Here is a 16,159-nt window from a genome sequence, read left to right as displayed (position 1 = left end):
TTCTGACAAGCGCAATCACCAGCAAGGGAGCATCAGTGTGAGTACGCATCACCTCGAATACGACCGGCCGGCCGGTACCTGGCTCGAAGCCCTGCCGCTCGGCAACGGCCGCACGGGCGCCATGGTCTTCGGCGTCCCGGGCGCCGAGCGCATCCAGCTGAACGATGGCACCGCCTGGTCCGGCAGCCCGAAGAGCGAGCACGCGGCAGGGACGGTCAGCGCCGAAACGGCAGCCGAGGCCCTGGCTGCGTCCCGTGCTGCGCTCGTGGCCGGGGACCACACGCGAGCCATGAGCGAACTGCAGCGCCTGCAGGAGCGGTACTCGCAGGGATACCTCCCGTTCGCGGACCTGTTCGTGCGAACGACGCCGGCCGGACTCGCCGGGGAGCGCGGAACCGATGCTGGCAGCGCAGTCGATGGCGATGGCCCGGCAGATGTTCCCGGATACTCCGCGTACTCCAGACGCCTCGATTTCACGACTGCGCAGCACACTGTTCACTATGTGGTCGACGGCACGGACGAGGGCGCAGCGCCCATCGACGTCACCTGGCAGAGCCTCGTGTCCCACCCGGCCGGTGTGCTGCAGCTGACCCTGAGTGCGAGCGCGCCGCTCGACGTCGAGCTCGAACTCGGCTCACCGCTGCACGTCATCGACGCGCTCGCCGGTGCTGCCGGGGACGCGGCGTCGCTGACCCTCCTGCTGCCGAGCGATGCCCCACCGCAGCACGAGCCGGACGAGCCCGTCCGGTACTCGGAGGCGCCAGGCGACGCGATGCGCGGAGCCGTCGTCGTCGGATGGCGGCACAACGGCGTCGGCGCGCAGTCGACCGGTGATGAGCCGGCCGGTGCGGTGCTCCGTGCCGGCGGGGTGACGACCGCGACGATCGTGCTCGCGACCGCGACGACCTTCGTTGGCATCGGCGAAGCACCCGTCGGCGACGAGTTCGACGCGCTCACGGCGGCGTCCGCACGGGTCGCCGCCGCGATCGAGGCCGGGCCGCAGGCCGTCCGCGACGAGCACCTGGCCGACCACGCAGAGCTGTACGCCCGCACGGAACTCGTCATCGATGCGCCGGCGGCCGACGCAGCCGACGCAGCCGACTCAGCCGGCGCTGCCGACCCCGCAGCCCCGCTCGCAAGCGACGAACGCCTCGCAGTCGCGGAAGCCGCCCCTGGCGGCGCGATGCCGGCGGACCCGGCCCTCGGAGCCCTCCTCTTCCACTACGGCAGGTACCTGCTCATCGCGGCATCCCGCACCGGCGGACTCCCCACAACGCTGCAGGGCATCTGGAACGACCGGTTGCGTGCGCCGTGGAGCTCCAACTACACCGTCAACATCAACACCGAGATGAACTACTGGCCCGCCGAGACGGCGAACCTCGCGGAGACCGTGAGCCCGTACGTCGATCTCATGCGCGCCATGAGCATCGCCGGCCGTGAGACGGCGCAACGCCTCTACGACGCGCCCGGTTGGGTCGCGCACCACAACACCGATGCGTGGGCGTACACCTCGCCCGTCGGCATCGGCCGTGCGAACCCGTCGTGGGCGTTCTGGCCGCTCGCACCGGCCTGGCTCGTGCAGACGCTGTGGGAGCACGTCCGGTTCGGGGCGGACGAGTCGTTCGCCCGCGATGAGGCGTGGCCGGTCATCCGCTCGGCCGCGGAGTTCGCGCTCGCCTGGCTCATCATCCTGCCGGACGGCACACTCGGCACCTCGCCGTCCACATCGCCGGAGAACCAGTTCCAGACGCCCGACGGCGGCACGAGTTCGGTCGGCGTGTCCTCCGCGATGGACCTCACGCTCATCGGCTCGCTGTTCGACTCCCTGTCCTCACTCGCCGAGCTGCTCGACATCGACGGCGACCCCGTCGTCGCGGAGGCCCGTGCCGCCAGGCCGAACATCCCCGGCCTCCGCGTCGGCCGCGACGGCATGATCCCCGAGTGGGCGGCTGACGACCCGCAGGTCGAGCCGCACCACCGCCACCTCGGTCAGCTCGTCGGCGTGTACCCGGGCGATCTGCAGCTCACACCGGAGCTCCGCGACGGCGTCATCCGCACCCTCGAAGGGCGCGGCGACGACTCGACGGGATGGTCGCTCGCCTGGAAGCTCGCACTCCGCGCGCGCCTCGGACAGCGGGACAAGGTCTCCGACCTGCTCGCGCTCGTCTTCCGCGCGGCCCCCTCGGGTGAGGACGTCCAGCAGGGCGGGCTCTACCCGAACTTCTTCGGCGCGCATCCGCCGTTCCAGATCGACGGGAACTACGGATACGTCGCCGGAGTGGTCGAGGCGTTGCTGCAGAGCCACACCGGGGACCTCGTGCTCCTGCCTGCCGTGCCCCGCGAATGGGCGAGCGGCCGGGTCCGCGGCATCGTCGCCCGCCCCGGCATCGGCGTCGACGTGCGCTGGAGCACCGGGGACGATGGCTCGATCCAGCTCATCGAGGCCACCCTCCGTGCGCAGCGTCCGGCCGGGAAGCGGTCCGTGACCGTCGTGTTCGGCGACGCGCGCGCATCGGTCGATCTCCGCTCGGGCGGACCGGTCACGCTCACGGCGACCGACTTCGCCTGACGGACGGTCGGACGCCGTCCCAACGGTCGATCGAATCCAGAACCTCCCGCCCCGATCTCCCGCCCCCGAATTCCACACCCTCAGATCTTCAGAAACTCGGCTCCACATGAAAGGCTGCATCCGGTGACCACCACCTTCGAAACCATCCGCCCGCCCCGCGGCGCCTCCCCGGCGCGCGCCCGTCTGGCGACCGATGCCGCAGAGCTCAGCCTCGACGGCACCTGGCGCTTCGACCTGTCGCCGAGCGCCGCGACCCCCAAGGACCCGAGCGACTCCGGTGCCAGCTGGGGCACCATCGAGGTCCCCGGCCACTGGCAGCTGCAGGGGCACGGTTCGCCCATCTACACGAACCAGCAGTACCCGTTCCCCGTCGACCCGCCGTTCGTGCCCGACGCGAACCCGACGGGGGAGTACCGCACCACCTTCGTGAAGCCGGCCGACTGGACCGGACGCGCGCTCATCCGCTTCGACGGCGTCGACTCGTGGTTCGAGCTGTGGATCAACGGCCGCTCGATCGGCGACTCCTCCGGCAGCCGCCTCGCGGTCGAGTTCGACATCACCGACGCCCTCGTCGACGGCGAGAACCTCGTGGCCCTGCGTGTGCACCAGTGGAGCTTCGCGAGCTACATCGAGGACCAGGACCAGTGGTGGCTGTCCGGCATCTTCCGTTCGGTCGCCGTCCTGCACCGCCCGGCCGGCGGCATCGACGACGTGTTCGTCCACGCCGACTACGACCACACCACGGGTGCTGGCGTCCTCACGGTCGACGCGACGACCGATGGTGCGACGGCCACCGTCACGATCCCGGAACTCGGCGCATCCTTCGCCGCCGGTGAGCGGGTCGTCCTCGACGGCGTCGAGCCGTGGTCGGCAGAGGCTCCCCGCCTCTACGACGCCGTCGTCACGACTGACGCGGAGCGCGTCTTGTTGCGCATCGGCTTCCGCACGGTCTCGATCGAGGGCACCGTCCTCCTCGTGAACGGCACCCCCATCACCTTCCGCGGCGTCAACCGCCACGACTTCGACCCGCGTGCCGGTCGTGCCGTGAGCCGCGAGACGATGGAGGACGACGTCCGCCTCATGAAGCGTCACAACATGAACGCCGTGCGCACGAGCCACTACCCGCCCGACCCGTACTTCCTGGAGCTGTGCGACGTCTACGGCCTGTACGTCATCGACGAGTGCGACCTCGAGACCCACGGCTTCTCGCTCGTCGACTGGCGGGGCAACCCCTCCGGCGACCCGCAGTGGGCCGAGGTCTACCTCGACCGCATGCGTCGCACCGTCGAGCGCGACAAGAACCACGCGAGCGTCGTCATCTGGTCGCTCGGCAACGAGGCTGGCTGGGGCGAGAACCTCGCTGCGAACTCCGCGTGGACCCACGACCGCGACTCGTCGCGTCCGATCCACTACGAGCAGGACGCGGAGTGCGAGGGCGTCGACATCTACAGCCGCATGTACGCGACGTTCGATGAGCTCGACGCGATCGGCCGCCAGGCCGAGCCGCGCCTCGAGAACGCGGAACTGGACGCCAAGCGCCGCGGCATCCCGATGATCCAGTGCGAGTACGCGCACGCGATGGGCAACGGCCCTGGCGGGCTCGAGGACTACGAGCGCATCTTCGACGCGTACCCGCGCCTGGCCGGCGGCTTCGTGTGGGAGTGGTTCGACCACGGCCTCGAAGTCACGGCGGAGGACGGCAGCATCGGCTACGCCTACGGCGGCGACTTCGGCGAGCGTCTGCACGACGGCTCCTTCGTCATCGACGGGCTGCTGCTGCCCGACCGCACGCCGTCTCCCGGCCTCGTGGAGTACGCGGCGGTCATCGCGCCGTTCCGATTCCAGTTCTCGGACGATGCGACGAACGTCGTGATCGAGAACCGCCTGAGCTTCCAGACGACCGATCGCGCCGCATTCGGCTGGGTCGTCGAGGCCGACGGCGTCGAGGTGGCTTCCGGCGTCCTCGACGTGCCGGCCATCGCACCGCGCAGCTTCGGCGGCGTCGACCTGCCGGCTGCGATCCCGGCGGCCCTCGCCGAGGCCGTCGGCGAGCGGTTCCTGACGCTCCGCGCCGTGACCGTCGAAGACGCCGTCTGGGCGGATGCCGGGCACGTCCTGGCGACCGGGCAGGTCGGCTTCGGTGTGCTCACCGCCGCATCGACCGTCGCATCGGCCGCTGCGTCGACGGCGTCTGCCGGGTCCGTCGAGCGCACGGAGGACGGCGGCTACGTCGTCGCGAACGCCGTGTTCGACGCCGCAGGCGTCCTGCGCACCCTCGCGGGCGTCGAGGTCGTCACCGCGGTCCTCGACGCGTGGCGTGCGCCCACCGAGAACGACCGCTACCCGGGTCACGACGACGAAGCTCCTGTCGTGGAGACCTGGCGCACCGACGGCCTCGACCGGCTGGAAGAGCGGTTCATCTCGCTCGAGGTCGTCACGGAGGTGGACGGATCGACCGCGCTCGTGCGCCGGACGCGCGTCGCGGGTGGCAACACGGATGTCGGCTTCGACGTCGAGTACCGCTGGTTCGCCGTCGGCGAGGGCGAGGCGGCCTCCGTGTCGCTCGAACTCACCGCGCTGCGCCGTGGCGAGTGGCGGAACCCGCTGCCGCGCCTAGGGCTCACGCTCGGCCTGTCGCAGGGCGACCCGCGTGCCGTCCCGGTGAGCTGGTTCGGCGCCGGTCCGGGGGAGAACTACCCTGACTCGCGCGTCGCCGCCCGCATCGGACGGTTCTCCTCGACCGTCGGCGCGATGCAGACGAACTACGTCGTCCCGCAGGAGAACGGCGTCCGTCAGGACACCAGATGGGTCGAGCTCGGCCTCGCGACCGGTGGGCTCCGCATCGACGGCACCACGCCGTTCGACCTCGCGGTCCGTCCGTGGTCGATCGCGGAACTCGATGCGGCGACGCACGTCAACGAGCTGCACGCCGGCTCGACGCTGTGGCTGCACCTCGACGCCGGTGTGAACGGTGTCGGCTCGGCGACGTGTGGTCCGCCCGTCCGTCAGACGGAGCGCTTCATCGTCTCCGGTGCGACGCTGGGCTTCACCTTCAGCACGTTCTGACCAGAAGCGCCCGGCGCTGAACCGTACTCATCACATCCCGCCTCCTCTCGCCGATCACGCGAGGGGAGGCGGGTTGTCGTTGTGGGCGCGCCGCAGCAGCACATCGCCTCGCCTCGCGTGAGACATGAGAATTGCCGATGCGATGGGGCGTGGACAGCCAAAAAAGCTGGCAAAAAGACGGCAACTTCTGACGGGTTGTCTATATGTCAGGACAAAGTTCCTCCGGCTGTGTATTCTTGGATCAACGGCCTGGCCGAGAGATCTCAGCCGAGCTTGCCGACCCTGCTCCGCACGACGAACGACGTCGGAGCCGCAATTGTGTGAAGGACGTGAGATGAGCGCATCCCCCGATGACGCCACCCGGTTCGACCTCCTGGCCATGGGCCGGGTCGGGGTCGACCTCTACCCGCTCGAATCGGGGGTGACGCTCGACCAGGTGAGCACCTTCGGTCGCTTCCTCGGCGGCACCGCCGGGAACGTCACCGTCGCAGCAGCGCGCCACGGCGTGAACGCAGCCCTCATCTCGCGGACGGGTGAGGACCCCTTCGGCCGCTTCATCCACACCGAGCTGCAGCGCCTCGGCGTCGACGACCGCTACGTCTCCGGCGTCGCTGGCCTCAACACCCCCATCACGTTCTGCGAGCTGTTCCCGCCGGACGACTTCCCCCTGTACTTCTACCGTCAGCCGCAGGCGCCGGACCTCGTCATCAACGCGGATGAGCTCGACCTCGACGCCATTGCGAACGCGCGGATCTTCTGGTCCACCGTGACCGGCCTGTCCTCCGAGCCGAGCCGTGCAGCACACCACGCGGCCTGGGAGGCGCGCGCCCGTCGCCCGCTGACGATCCTCGACCTCGACTACCGCCCGATGTTCTGGGAGGATCCTGGGGACGCCCGCCGTGAAGTCGGTGCAGCCCTCGACCACGTGACCGTCGCCATCGGCAACAAGGAGGAGTGCGAGATCGCCGTCGGCGAGACCGTGCCCGAGCGTGCGGCAGACGCCCTCCTCGAACGCGGCATCGAACTCGCGATCGTCAAGCAGGGTCCGCTCGGCGTCCTCGCCAAGACGCGCGAAGAGTCCGTCGTCGTCCCCGTCCACGCCGTCGACGTCGTCAACGGCCTCGGCGCAGGCGACAGCTTCGGGGGAGCGCTCGCACACGGCCTCCTCGAAGGCTGGTCGCTCGAGCGCACCATCCGATTCGCCAACGTCGCAGGTGCGATCGTCGCGTCCCGTCTCGAGTGCTCGACGGCCATGCCGACGACCGCTGAAGTTCTGAGTGCTCTCGAAGGAGCCCGCTGATGTCTGACCTCTCATTCGACGAACTGCTGCTGACCCGCGCCGCGCACCCCGAGCGGGTCGCCGAGCTGCAGGCGAGCCGCAAGCGCCGCTCGCTCCTCGCCGACGACGGCAAGCTCTTCATCATCGCCGTCGACCACCCGGCCCGCGGCGCCCTCGGGATCCGTCAGGACCCGCTGGCGATGGCCAACCGGTACGACCTGCTCTCGCGCATCGTCACGGCGTTGAGCGTCCCGGGCGTCGACGGCATCCTCGGCACCCCTGACATCCTCGAGGACCTGCTCCTGCTCGGCGCCCTCGACGACAAGGTCGCCGTCGGCTCGATGAACCGCGGCGGTCTGCGCGGGTCGAGCTTCGAGATGGACGACCGCTTCACGGCGTACGACGCCTCTGGCATCGCCTCCGCCCGATTCGACTTCGCGAAGCTCCTGCTGCGCATCGACCTCAACGACGCCGGCAGCGTCGCGACGCTCGAAGCGTCCGGCCGTGCCGTCACCGAGGCGGCTGCGCACCGCCTGCCCATCATGCTCGAACCGTTTATGAGCCGTCGCACCGCGAGCGGCATCGTCAACGACCTGAGCACCGACGCCGTCATCAACTCGGTCGGCATCGCCTCCGGGCTCGGCGCGACGTCCGCCTACTCCTGGCTCAAGCTCCCGGTCGTCCCGGACATGGCGCGGGTCATGGAAGCGACCACGCTCCCGACCCTGCTGCTCGGCGGCGAACCGGGCGAGGACCAGGACGCGAACTACGAGGCGTGGTCGAGTGCGCTCAGCCTGCCAGGTGTCCGCGGCCTCGTCGTCGGTCGTGCGCTGCTCTACCCGGCGTCCGGCAACGTCGTCGACGCGGTCTCCACGGCCGCATCGCTCGTGCACGGCAACGTCCTCGCCGGCGCACGCTGACCGGCTTCCAGCGGTGAGCTGCGCCCGCCCGGTCCCGCGCAACTCCCGCCCCGCCCGAATCGGGCGCCTCAACGTCACCTCCACCGAACCTCCGAAGGAGTAACCCCGCATGGCATCATCTGTCCCGGTCGTCGAGCACTGGCTCGACGGAGCGTCCTACCAGGGCGAGTCGACCCGCACCTCGCCCGTCTACAACCCCGCTGAGGGCGTCGTCACCAAGGAGGTCCGCCTCGCGACCCCCGCCGACGTCGATGCAGCAGTCGCGTCCGCGAAGGCCGCGTTCCCGGCCTGGGCCGACACCTCGCTCGCCAAGCGCCAGCGTGTGATGTTCCGCTTCCGCGAGTTGCTCAACGAGCGCAAGCAGGAGGCGGCGGAGATCATCACGTCCGAGCACGGCAAGGTCGTCTCCGACGCACTCGGCGAGATCGCACGCGGCCTCGAGGTCGTCGAATTCGCCACCGCGATGCCGCACCTGCAGAAGGGCGAGTACTCGCAGAACGTGTCGACCGGTGTCGACGTGTACTCGGTCAACGAGCCGCTCGGCGTCGTCGGAATCATCACGCCGTTCAACTTCCCGGCCATGGTGCCGCTGTGGTTCTTCCCGATCGCGATCGCGGCCGGCAACACGGTCGTCCTGAAGCCGAGCGAGAAGGACCCGTCGACCGCCATCTGGCTGGCGGAGCTCCTCAAGGAGGCCGGCCTCCCGGACGGTGTGTTCACGGTCCTGCACGGTGACAAGGTCTCCGTCGACGGCCTGCTGGAGCACCCGGACGTCGCCGCGATCTCCTTCGTCGGCTCGACGCCGATCGCCAAGTACGTCTACGAGACCGGCACGGCGCACGGCAAGCGCGTCCAGGCCCTCGGCGGCGCCAAGAACCACATGCTCGTCCTCCCGGACGCCGACCTCGACCTCGTCGCGGACTCCGCCATCAATGCCGGCTTCGGCTCGGCGGGCGAGCGCTGCATGGCCGTGAGCGTCGTTGTGGCCGTCGAGTCCATCGCCGACGAGCTCATCTCGAAGATCACCGACCGGATGGCGACCCTCACGGTCGGCGACGGCCGCCGCAACTGCGACATGGGCCCGCTCGTCACGAAGCAGCACCGCGACAAGGTCGCTGGCTACCTCGACATCGCGGTGGAGGACGGCGCCAAGCTCGTCGTCGACGGCCGTGACGTCGAGGTCGACGGCGCGGCGGACGGCTTCTGGCTCGGCCCGACCCTCGTCGACGCCGTTCCGACCACCTCGCGCGTCTACACGGACGAGATCTTCGGACCGGTCCTCTCTGTCGTCCGCGTCGAGAGCTTCGACGACGGCATCGACCTCGTCAACGCGAGCCAGTACGGCAACGGCACGGCGATCTTCACCAACGACGGCGGCGCCGCGCGTCGCTTCCAGCGCGAGGTGCAGGTCGGCATGATCGGCATCAACGTGCCGATCCCCGTGCCCGTCGGCTACTACTCCTTCGGCGGCTGGAAGGACTCGCTGTTCGGCGACACGAAGGCGTACGGCGCAGAGGGCGTCCACTTCTTCACGCGCGCGAAGGCGATCACGAGCCGTTGGCTCGACCCGTCGCACGGCGGCATCAACCTGGGCTTCCCGCAGAACTAGTTCTGCCGAGTCCGCTCGGCTCCCGTCCGGTCCTGGACGCCTCGTTCCGGGGCCGGACGGGGTCCTGATCGGTGAGAACCGAACAGGCGGCACCGGCCGGGACCCTCTGGATGCATCTGGATGCATCGAGTGGATCCCGGCCGGTGGTCGGTTGGCCCGAGTGCCCGGTTCGGCCAGGCGCCGGATCGGCCCGGCCGTCACGAGTGGGCGACGGCCGGAATCAGATCACGTCTCGACGAGGGTGATCTCGAACGAGTAGGTTTCGGGAGGATACGAATGCACACCGTACTCGACCGCTCGTCCGCCGTCGTCGTAGAGCGTCCGCGCCATCGTGAGCACGGGCGATCCGGCCGGACGGTTGAACAGCCCGGCCTCCTCCTCGGTGGCCTCCCTGGCGCCGATGCGCTGCTTCGCGACGCGCATGGTCGTGCCGCGGGCGCGCAGGATCTGGTAGAGCCCCTGCCGTTCGAGCTGTTCGGCCGTGATGTCGGAGAGCTCGGCCGGGAGGTAGTTCTCGAGCAGCGCCATCGGGTCGCCGTCGGCCTTGCGCAGACGCTTGATGTGCAGGATCGGCTCGGGGGAGCTGAGGTCGAGCGCCTCCATCACGTCGCCGGACGGTGTGACGAGCTCGTGCAGGAGCAGCTGCGTGGTCGGGACCTTGTGGTCTCTCGCGAGATCGTCGAAGAGGCTGCTCAGTTCGACCTTGCGGGTGATCTTGCCGTGGACCACCTGGGTGCCAATGCCGCGGCGTCGCACGAGCAGGCCGTTGCTCACGAGCTCCTGGATGGCACGGCGGATGGTGGGGCGCGACAGCTTGAGGTCGTCGGCGAGCTTGAGTTCGTTCTCGAGCTTGGTACCGGCGGGCAGCATGCCGCTTTCGATGGCCCCTTCGATGCGTCGCGCGACCTGGAAGTACAGGGGGAGCGGACCGGATCGGTCGAGGTCGTCGAAGAGCGCTGTGAACGAATCCATAGGCAGGGTCTCATCTCTGTCAAACATGTGGGGATGCCGCGGGGCGCAGCATTGCGGACTCCTGCCGCCAGCCTAGTGAAGTCCCAGAGCCACAGGTAATATTAAACGATTGTCAGGACAAACGCATGATTGGTTACCAATGAAGTACCACTTCCCGGCAGGCAGCCGCGCGACGAGAAACACGACGGTGTCGATCGACCCCATCGGCGATGCTGCGGCGCAGCCCCAGGAACCGGCGCAGGATCGCCCGGACTGGCAGTACACCGGCCTGACGGTCGTCGAACTCGAAGCAGGCGGCTCCCACGAGCTCGACCTGGTCGGTCGCGAGGCCGTCGTCGTTCCGCTGCACGGCTCGGTCGACGTCGAGGTCGACGGGATCGCCCGTCACCTCTTCGGCCGCGAGAACCCGTGGGGTGTCACGGACGTCCTGTACGCGCCGCTCGGCTCGCACGTGGCCCTGCACTCGGTCGCCGGCTGTCGTTTCGCCATCGCGTGGTCGGTCGCGGAGCGCGTCTTCCCCGTCCAGTACATCGCGGCGGACGCCGTCTCCTCCGAACTGCGCGGCGCCGGCATCTGCTCGCGTCAGGTCAACAACTTCGGCACGCCTGCGGCCCTGCGCGCCGACCGCATCATCGTGTGCGAGGTCATGCAGCCGGGCGGCAACTGGTCCTCCTACCCGCCGCACAAGCACGACACGGCGACCGAGACCGAAACGGTTCTGGAGGAGATCTACTACTACGAGGTCGCCCCGTCTCCCGTCGGCACCCCCGGGTTCGCCCTGCAGCGCGTCTACGCGTCGGACGCCGGCGAGATCGACGTGACCGTCGAAGTCCGCACGGGCGACGTCGTGCTGATCCCGCACGGCTACCACGGTCCGACCGTCGCTGCGCCTGGCCACGACCTCTACTACCTGAACGTCATGGCCGGCCCTGCGGACCCGTCGCGCGACGACCGCCAGTGGCTCATCAGCGACGACCCCCAGCACACGTGGATCCGGCAGAGCTGGGAACACGAGGCCATCGACCCCCGGCTGCCGTTCGGCGCCGCGAAGCAGCAGGGCGCCACCGCCCGCACCAGTGAGGACAGCGAATGACCACCGAATCGAGCCGGACCCAGACGGTCCGTCTGACCGTCAGTCAGGCCATCGTGCGCTTCCTCTCGCAGCAGTACACGCTGCGCGACGGCGTCGAGCACCGCGTGGTCGAGGGGTTCTTCGGGATCTTCGGACACGGCAACGTCGCCGGCATCGGCCAGGCGCTCCTCCAGGCCGAGCTCGACGACCCTGCCACGATGCCGTACTACCTCGCCCGCAACGAACAGGGCGCCGTGCACGCCGCCGCCGGCTTCGCCAAGCAGCGGAACCGCCTCTCGACGCTCGCCGTCACGACCTCCGTCGGGCCGGGCGCCACCAACATGATCACTGGTGCAGCGCTCGCGACCGTCAACCGCATCCCCGTGCTGCTGTTCCCGGCCGACACCTTCGCCACCCGCGCGCCGGACCCCGTGCTGCAGCAGCTGGAGCGCAACGAGTCGCAGGACGTCACCGTCAACGACGCGTTCCGTCCGGTGTCCGCGTTCTTCGACCGCGTGTGGCGCGCCGAGCAGCTGCCGCTGTCGCTGCTCAACGCGATGCGGGTGCTCACGGACCCGGCGCAGACCGGTGCCGTGACGATCGCCCTCCCGGAGGACGTGCAGGCCGAGGCGCACGACTGGCCGGTCGAGTTCTTCGCCAAGCGCGTCTGGACGGTCGCCCGCACCCGTGCGGACCGTGACGCCCTGCAGAGCGCAGCGTCGATCATCGCCGCGGCCAAGCGTCCGTTCATCATCGCCGGCGGCGGTGTGCAGTACTCCGAGGCGAACGCCGTCCTGGCGGAACTGAGCGAGCGATGGGGGATCCCCGTCGGTCAGACCCACGCGGGAAAGGGCACGCTCCCGGACGGCCACCCGATGGACGTCGGCGGCGTCGGCTCCACGGGAACGATCGCGGCGGACGAGCTCGCGTCGACCGCCGACCTCGTGATCGGCATCGGCACCCGCTACTCCGACTTCACCACGTCCTCGAAGGCGCTCTTCCAGCGCGACGACGTCCGCTTCCTCAACCTCAACGTCGCCGGCCTCGACGCCATCAAGCTCGCCGGGCACGCCGTGACCGGTGACGCCCGCGAGAGCCTGACGGAGCTGGGCGAACTGCTCGGCGCGCACACGACCGACGAGGCGTACCGCGCCGAGATCGCCGAGCGCCGTGCGGCCTGGGAGGCGACGCGGTCCGCCGCCATCGCCGCTGAGGCCCCCGGAGACCTCCCGGCGCAGATCGGCCTGCTCTCGATCCTCAACGAGGAACTCGCCGACGAGGACGTCATCGTCAACGCGGCGGGTTCCGCCCCCGGAGACCTGCACCGCCTGTGGCAGCCGCGCTCTGCGAAGCAGTACCACGTGGAGTACGGCTTCTCCACGATGGGATACGAGATCGCCGGCGCCCTCGGCGTCAAGATGGCCGCCCCGGAGCGCCAGGTCGTCGCCCTCGTCGGTGACGGCTCGTACCTCATGCTGTCGCAGGAGATCGTCACGGCCGTCGCCGAGCATATCAAGCTCGTCATCGTGCTGATCGACAACCAGGGCTTCGCTTCCATCGGCAACCTGTCCGAGTCGGTCGGGTCGCAGCGCTTCGGCACGAAGTACCGGTACCGGAACGTCGACACCTCTCGTCTCGACGGCGGCGTGCTGCCGGTGGACCTCGCCGCGAACATCCGCAGCCTCGGCGCGAACGTGATCGAGGCGGACGGGCTCGACGAATTCCGTGCAGCCGTCCGTGCGGCGCTCGAAGCCGAGGAGACGACGGCCGTCTACGTCCGCTCCGATCCTGCGGCGCCAGGTGTCGACGGCGGCTGGTGGTGGGACGTCCCGGTCGCCGAGGTGTCCGACATCGAGAGCACCGCCGCTGCGCGTGAGCAGTACGAGATCGACCGGGTCGCGCAGCGCCCGCACCTCTGATCCCGCGCTGATCGGGCGCGTTCACCGAGCGATCCTGAACGCGAACCTGAACGCACCTGCGGAACGGCCGGGACTCGTCATCGACGGGTCCCGGCCGTTCTACGATGACGGTATGACGACGTGGAACCCCGGCCAGTACCTGAAATTCTCGGACGAGCGGACACGCCCGTTCCGGGACCTCATCGCGCATGTACCGCTCGATGCGCCTGCGCGCATCGTCGACCTCGGCTGCGGGCCGGGAAACGGGACGCCTGCGCTGCGCGCCACTTGGCCGGACGCCTCGATCGAGGGCGTCGACTCGAGCGAGTCGATGATCGCGCGGGCAACCGCGGACAACACCGGGCCGGATGGGGCGCCGCTCGATCCGGCGGTCTCCTACCGGGTCGGCGATCTCGTCGACTGGCGGCCGCTGGAACCCGTCGACCTCCTCGTCAGCAACGCGACGCTCCAGTGGGTGCCTGGGCATCGGGCGATCCTCACCCGTCTGGCCGACCTCGTCGCGCCGGGCGGCGTGTTCGCGTTCCAGGTGCCGGGGAACTTCCGGGCGCCGGCGCACACCATCCTCGCCGACCTCGCCACGTCCGATCCGTACGACGCGTATACGCCGTCGACCACCGATCGCACCTCCGCCGACCCGGCGGACTACCTCGCCGACCTCAGCCGACCGGGGTGGAGCGTCGACGCCTGGGAGACGACGTATCTACACGTGCTGCGGGGCGAGGACCCCGTGTTCGAATTCATCGCGGGCACACACGCCAGGCCCGTCATCGAGTCGCTTCCGGCCGGCCTGGCGGCTGAGTTCACGACGGAGTATCGGCGGCGGCTCCGCGAGGCGTTCCCACAGGCGGCGGACGGGACGACGGTCCTGCCGTTCCGTCGGGTGTTCGTGGTCGCCTCCCGCACGGCCTGACGGACAGCCTGACGCGCGGCCTGACGCACTGGTGCGATGCCCGGGTGTCGGGGGCGGGCCGGAGCGTGAGCCAGGCGACGTTCACCGAATCGACACTGGTCCCAGGAGGGCGACGGGTCGACAATGGGAACACCCAACGCCTCGATCAGGCCAGACGGAAGGACGATCATGACGAGCAACCTCAACCCCTACCTCAACTTCAAGACCACCGCGAAGGACGCGATGGAGTTCTACCAGTCCGTCTTCGGCGGGGAACTGACCTCGAGCACCTTCGCCGACTTCAACATGGAGGTCGACGAGGACGAGAAGGGCCTCGTGATGCACTCCCAGCTGACCACGCCGGCCGGGTTCATCCTGATGGGCTCCGACACCCCCAATCACATGGACTTCACGCCGGGGACCAACTTCTCGGTGTCGATCAGCGGCGACGACGAGTCCGAGATCCACGGGTACTGGGACAAGCTCTCGGTTGGCGCCACCGTGCAGCAGCCGCTCGAGAAGGCGCCGTGGGGCGACAGCTTCGGCATGCTCAACGACAAGTTCGGTGTGAGCTGGCTCGTCAACATCGGCGGCACGCCGGAGGTCTAGGACCACTCCTGCAGGGTTGTGACGGAGGGCCGGGAAGAGATTCCCGGCCCTCCGTGTTTCTCTCAGGGCGGTGCAGTGTCCTGCGCTGTCCCGTCGATCGGCGAGAAAGGCCCAGATGACACTCACGACCCAGGCGACCCCGACCGCTGCAGGAGCGAGAGCCGCGAGTGTGTGCGACCGTGAGGACGACACCGTGGCGTTTGTCCGGCAGGTGTTCGTCAGGCTGGGGGAGAAGTGGACGATGCCGGTCCTCGACCGTCTGGCGTCCGGGCCGGTCAGGTTCACCGGATTGATGGGTGTCCTGTCCGGGATCTCGCATCGTGTGCTCACGGCGACGCTGCGGACCCTCGAGCAGGACGGCCTGGTCTCCAGGACCTCCTACCCCGAGTCGCCGCCGCGCGTGGAGTACGCGCTCACACCGCTGGGAGACAGCTTCCTGACCCGCGCACTGCAGATGGTGGAGTGGGCGCAGGACCACCGCGCAGAGATCGAGGCGAACCGGGCGGCTGGTCTGGGCTGACCACCACCGCCCGGCTTGCGTGAGTGCAGGCTCCCGACGCCTAGCTCGCGACGGCGACCGGCGCGTGCAGCGGCGCGAGGACGGCCGACCAGGACTCGAGCTGGTCGAACAGGGCCGTCACCGAGTCGCCGTGCTGAGCACCGGGTGCGAAGGCACTGAAGTTCTCGAAGTCCGTGAACAGCGAGAACGCGACCTGGGCGCGGACCGTCGCGATCTGCAGCTCTGCGGCGATGAGGCGCAGGTGCTCGACGGCGCGCGTGCCGCCGAGGCTGCCGTAGCTCACGAAGCCGGCGGCCTTGTTGTTCCACTCGGCGCCGAGGTAGTCGATGGCGTTCTTCAGGACGCCCGAGGTGGAGTGGTTGTACTCGGGGGTCACGAAGATGTACCCGTCGAACTCTGCGATCTTCGCAGCCCACTTCTTGGTGTGGTCGTTCGCGTACTGGCCGTAGGCGGCCGGCAGCTGCTCGTCGAGGTGGGGCAGCGGGTAGTCCGCGAGGTCGACGAGTTCGTACGTGGCATCGGTGCGGCTTGCGGCCTGGTCGAGCACCCAGTTGGCAACGGCTTCTCCGTTGCGGCCCGGACGGGTGCTGCCGATGATGATGGCGATCTTGGTCACGTGTGTCTCCTGTTTCGAAGGCGGCCGGCCTGGCGACCGGTCGGTGTGGCGACCGCAGGTCGAGAGTTCTCGAGTGCGCGGACTCGATTCGGAACAGGGGTTCGTGCCCGGGTAATCCC

General features: G+C 69.3%; 12 protein-coding genes. 10 read left to right on the top strand and 2 right to left on the bottom strand.

The window, feature by feature from the left end:
• Nucleotides 1-37 precede the first annotated feature (37 nt).
• From ACL9RL_RS10415 to ACL9RL_RS10395, 5 genes are all read left to right on the top strand, one after another.
• Nucleotides 38-2,569, top strand: a complete 2,532-nt coding sequence (locus tag ACL9RL_RS10415) for a glycosyl hydrolase family 95 catalytic domain-containing protein (RefSeq protein ID WP_422780183.1) — start codon at nt 38-40, stop codon at nt 2,567-2,569.
• Between the two features lie 123 nt (nt 2,570-2,692).
• A complete protein-coding gene (locus ACL9RL_RS10410; RefSeq protein WP_422780182.1) occupies nt 2,693-5,635 on the top strand; it encodes a glycoside hydrolase family 2 TIM barrel-domain containing protein in 2,943 nt (980 codons plus the stop codon).
• Between the two features lie 334 nt (nt 5,636-5,969).
• On the top strand, nt 5,970-6,935 hold the full coding sequence (gene iolC / locus ACL9RL_RS10405) for a 5-dehydro-2-deoxygluconokinase (RefSeq protein ID WP_422780181.1): 966 nt from the start codon (nt 5,970-5,972) through the stop codon (nt 6,933-6,935).
• Nucleotides 6,935-7,834, top strand: a complete 900-nt coding sequence (locus ACL9RL_RS10400) for a Cgl0159 family (beta/alpha)8-fold protein (protein WP_422780180.1) — start codon at nt 6,935-6,937, stop codon at nt 7,832-7,834. Before iolC ends, ACL9RL_RS10400 begins: the two co-directional genes overlap by 1 nt.
• Nucleotides 7,835-7,943: 109 nt before the next feature.
• A complete protein-coding gene (locus ACL9RL_RS10395; protein WP_422780179.1) occupies nt 7,944-9,443 on the top strand; it encodes a CoA-acylating methylmalonate-semialdehyde dehydrogenase in 1,500 nt (499 codons plus the stop codon).
• Nucleotides 9,444-9,668: 225 nt separating this feature from the next.
• On the opposite strand, the gene ACL9RL_RS10390 is transcribed toward ACL9RL_RS10395, so the two are convergent.
• Nucleotides 9,669-10,415: a GntR family transcriptional regulator gene (locus tag ACL9RL_RS10390; RefSeq protein WP_422780178.1), complete on the bottom strand. Its 747-nt coding sequence runs from the start codon at nt 10,413-10,415 to the stop codon at nt 9,669-9,671.
• A 139-nt stretch (nt 10,416-10,554) separates the two neighbouring features.
• On the opposite strand from ACL9RL_RS10390, the gene iolB reads away from it, so the two are divergent.
• The 5 genes from iolB (at nt 10,555) to ACL9RL_RS10365 (ending at nt 15,424) form a co-directional block, all read left to right on the top strand.
• A complete protein-coding gene (gene iolB, locus ACL9RL_RS10385) occupies nt 10,555-11,508 on the top strand; it encodes a 5-deoxy-glucuronate isomerase (RefSeq protein WP_422780177.1) in 954 nt (317 codons plus the stop codon).
• Complete coding sequence (gene iolD / locus ACL9RL_RS10380; protein ID WP_422780176.1) at nt 11,505-13,406, top strand: 3D-(3,5/4)-trihydroxycyclohexane-1,2-dione acylhydrolase (decyclizing); 1,902 nt, start codon at nt 11,505-11,507, stop codon at nt 13,404-13,406. The genes iolB and iolD overlap by 4 nt, the downstream gene beginning before the upstream one ends.
• A gap of 112 nt (nt 13,407-13,518) precedes the next feature.
• A complete protein-coding gene (locus ACL9RL_RS10375; RefSeq protein WP_422780175.1) occupies nt 13,519-14,316 on the top strand; it encodes a methyltransferase domain-containing protein in 798 nt (265 codons plus the stop codon).
• A gap of 168 nt (nt 14,317-14,484) precedes the next feature.
• Nucleotides 14,485-14,904 (top strand): VOC family protein, encoded by a 420-nt coding sequence (locus tag ACL9RL_RS10370; RefSeq protein ID WP_422780174.1) that lies wholly within the window; start codon nt 14,485-14,487, stop codon nt 14,902-14,904.
• A gap of 115 nt (nt 14,905-15,019) precedes the next feature.
• Entirely contained in the window at nt 15,020-15,424 is a 405-nt protein-coding gene (locus ACL9RL_RS10365) for a winged helix-turn-helix transcriptional regulator (RefSeq protein WP_422780173.1), read from the top strand.
• 40 nt (nt 15,425-15,464) lie between these two features.
• Here the strand turns inward: ACL9RL_RS10365 and ACL9RL_RS10360 are convergent, their stop codons facing one another.
• Nucleotides 15,465-16,040, bottom strand: coding sequence for an NADPH-dependent FMN reductase (locus ACL9RL_RS10360; RefSeq protein ID WP_422780172.1), 576 nt, complete (start codon nt 16,038-16,040; stop codon nt 15,465-15,467).
• Nucleotides 16,041-16,159: the final 119 nt, after the last annotated feature.

Origin of the sequence: Plantibacter sp. Mn2098 (assembly GCF_049319745.1) — a bacterium.
Taxonomy (GTDB): domain Bacteria; phylum Actinomycetota; class Actinomycetes; order Actinomycetales; family Microbacteriaceae; genus Plantibacter.
This window is presented reverse-complemented; position numbering and strand designations above follow the sequence as displayed.

Bases quoted from the DNA above. Each gene is read 5' to 3' on its own strand.
- iolC (WP_422780181.1), top strand. From the start codon at position 5,970: ATGAGCGCATCCCCCGATGACGCCACCCGGTTCGACCTCCTGGCCATG.
- ACL9RL_RS10400 (WP_422780180.1), top strand. From the start codon at position 6,935: ATGTCTGACCTCTCATTCGACGAACTGCTGCTGACCCGCGCCGCGCAC.
- ACL9RL_RS10395 (WP_422780179.1), top strand. From the start codon at position 7,944: ATGGCATCATCTGTCCCGGTCGTCGAGCACTGGCTCGACGGAGCGTCC.
- ACL9RL_RS10390 (WP_422780178.1), bottom strand. From the start codon at position 10,415: ATGGATTCGTTCACAGCGCTCTTCGACGACCTCGACCGATCCGGTCCG.
- iolB (WP_422780177.1), top strand. From the start codon at position 10,555: ATGAAGTACCACTTCCCGGCAGGCAGCCGCGCGACGAGAAACACGACG.
- iolD (WP_422780176.1), top strand. From the start codon at position 11,505: ATGACCACCGAATCGAGCCGGACCCAGACGGTCCGTCTGACCGTCAGT.
- ACL9RL_RS10375 (WP_422780175.1), top strand. From the start codon at position 13,519: ATGACGACGTGGAACCCCGGCCAGTACCTGAAATTCTCGGACGAGCGG.
- ACL9RL_RS10370 (WP_422780174.1), top strand. From the start codon at position 14,485: ATGACGAGCAACCTCAACCCCTACCTCAACTTCAAGACCACCGCGAAG.
- ACL9RL_RS10365 (WP_422780173.1), top strand. From the start codon at position 15,020: ATGACACTCACGACCCAGGCGACCCCGACCGCTGCAGGAGCGAGAGCC.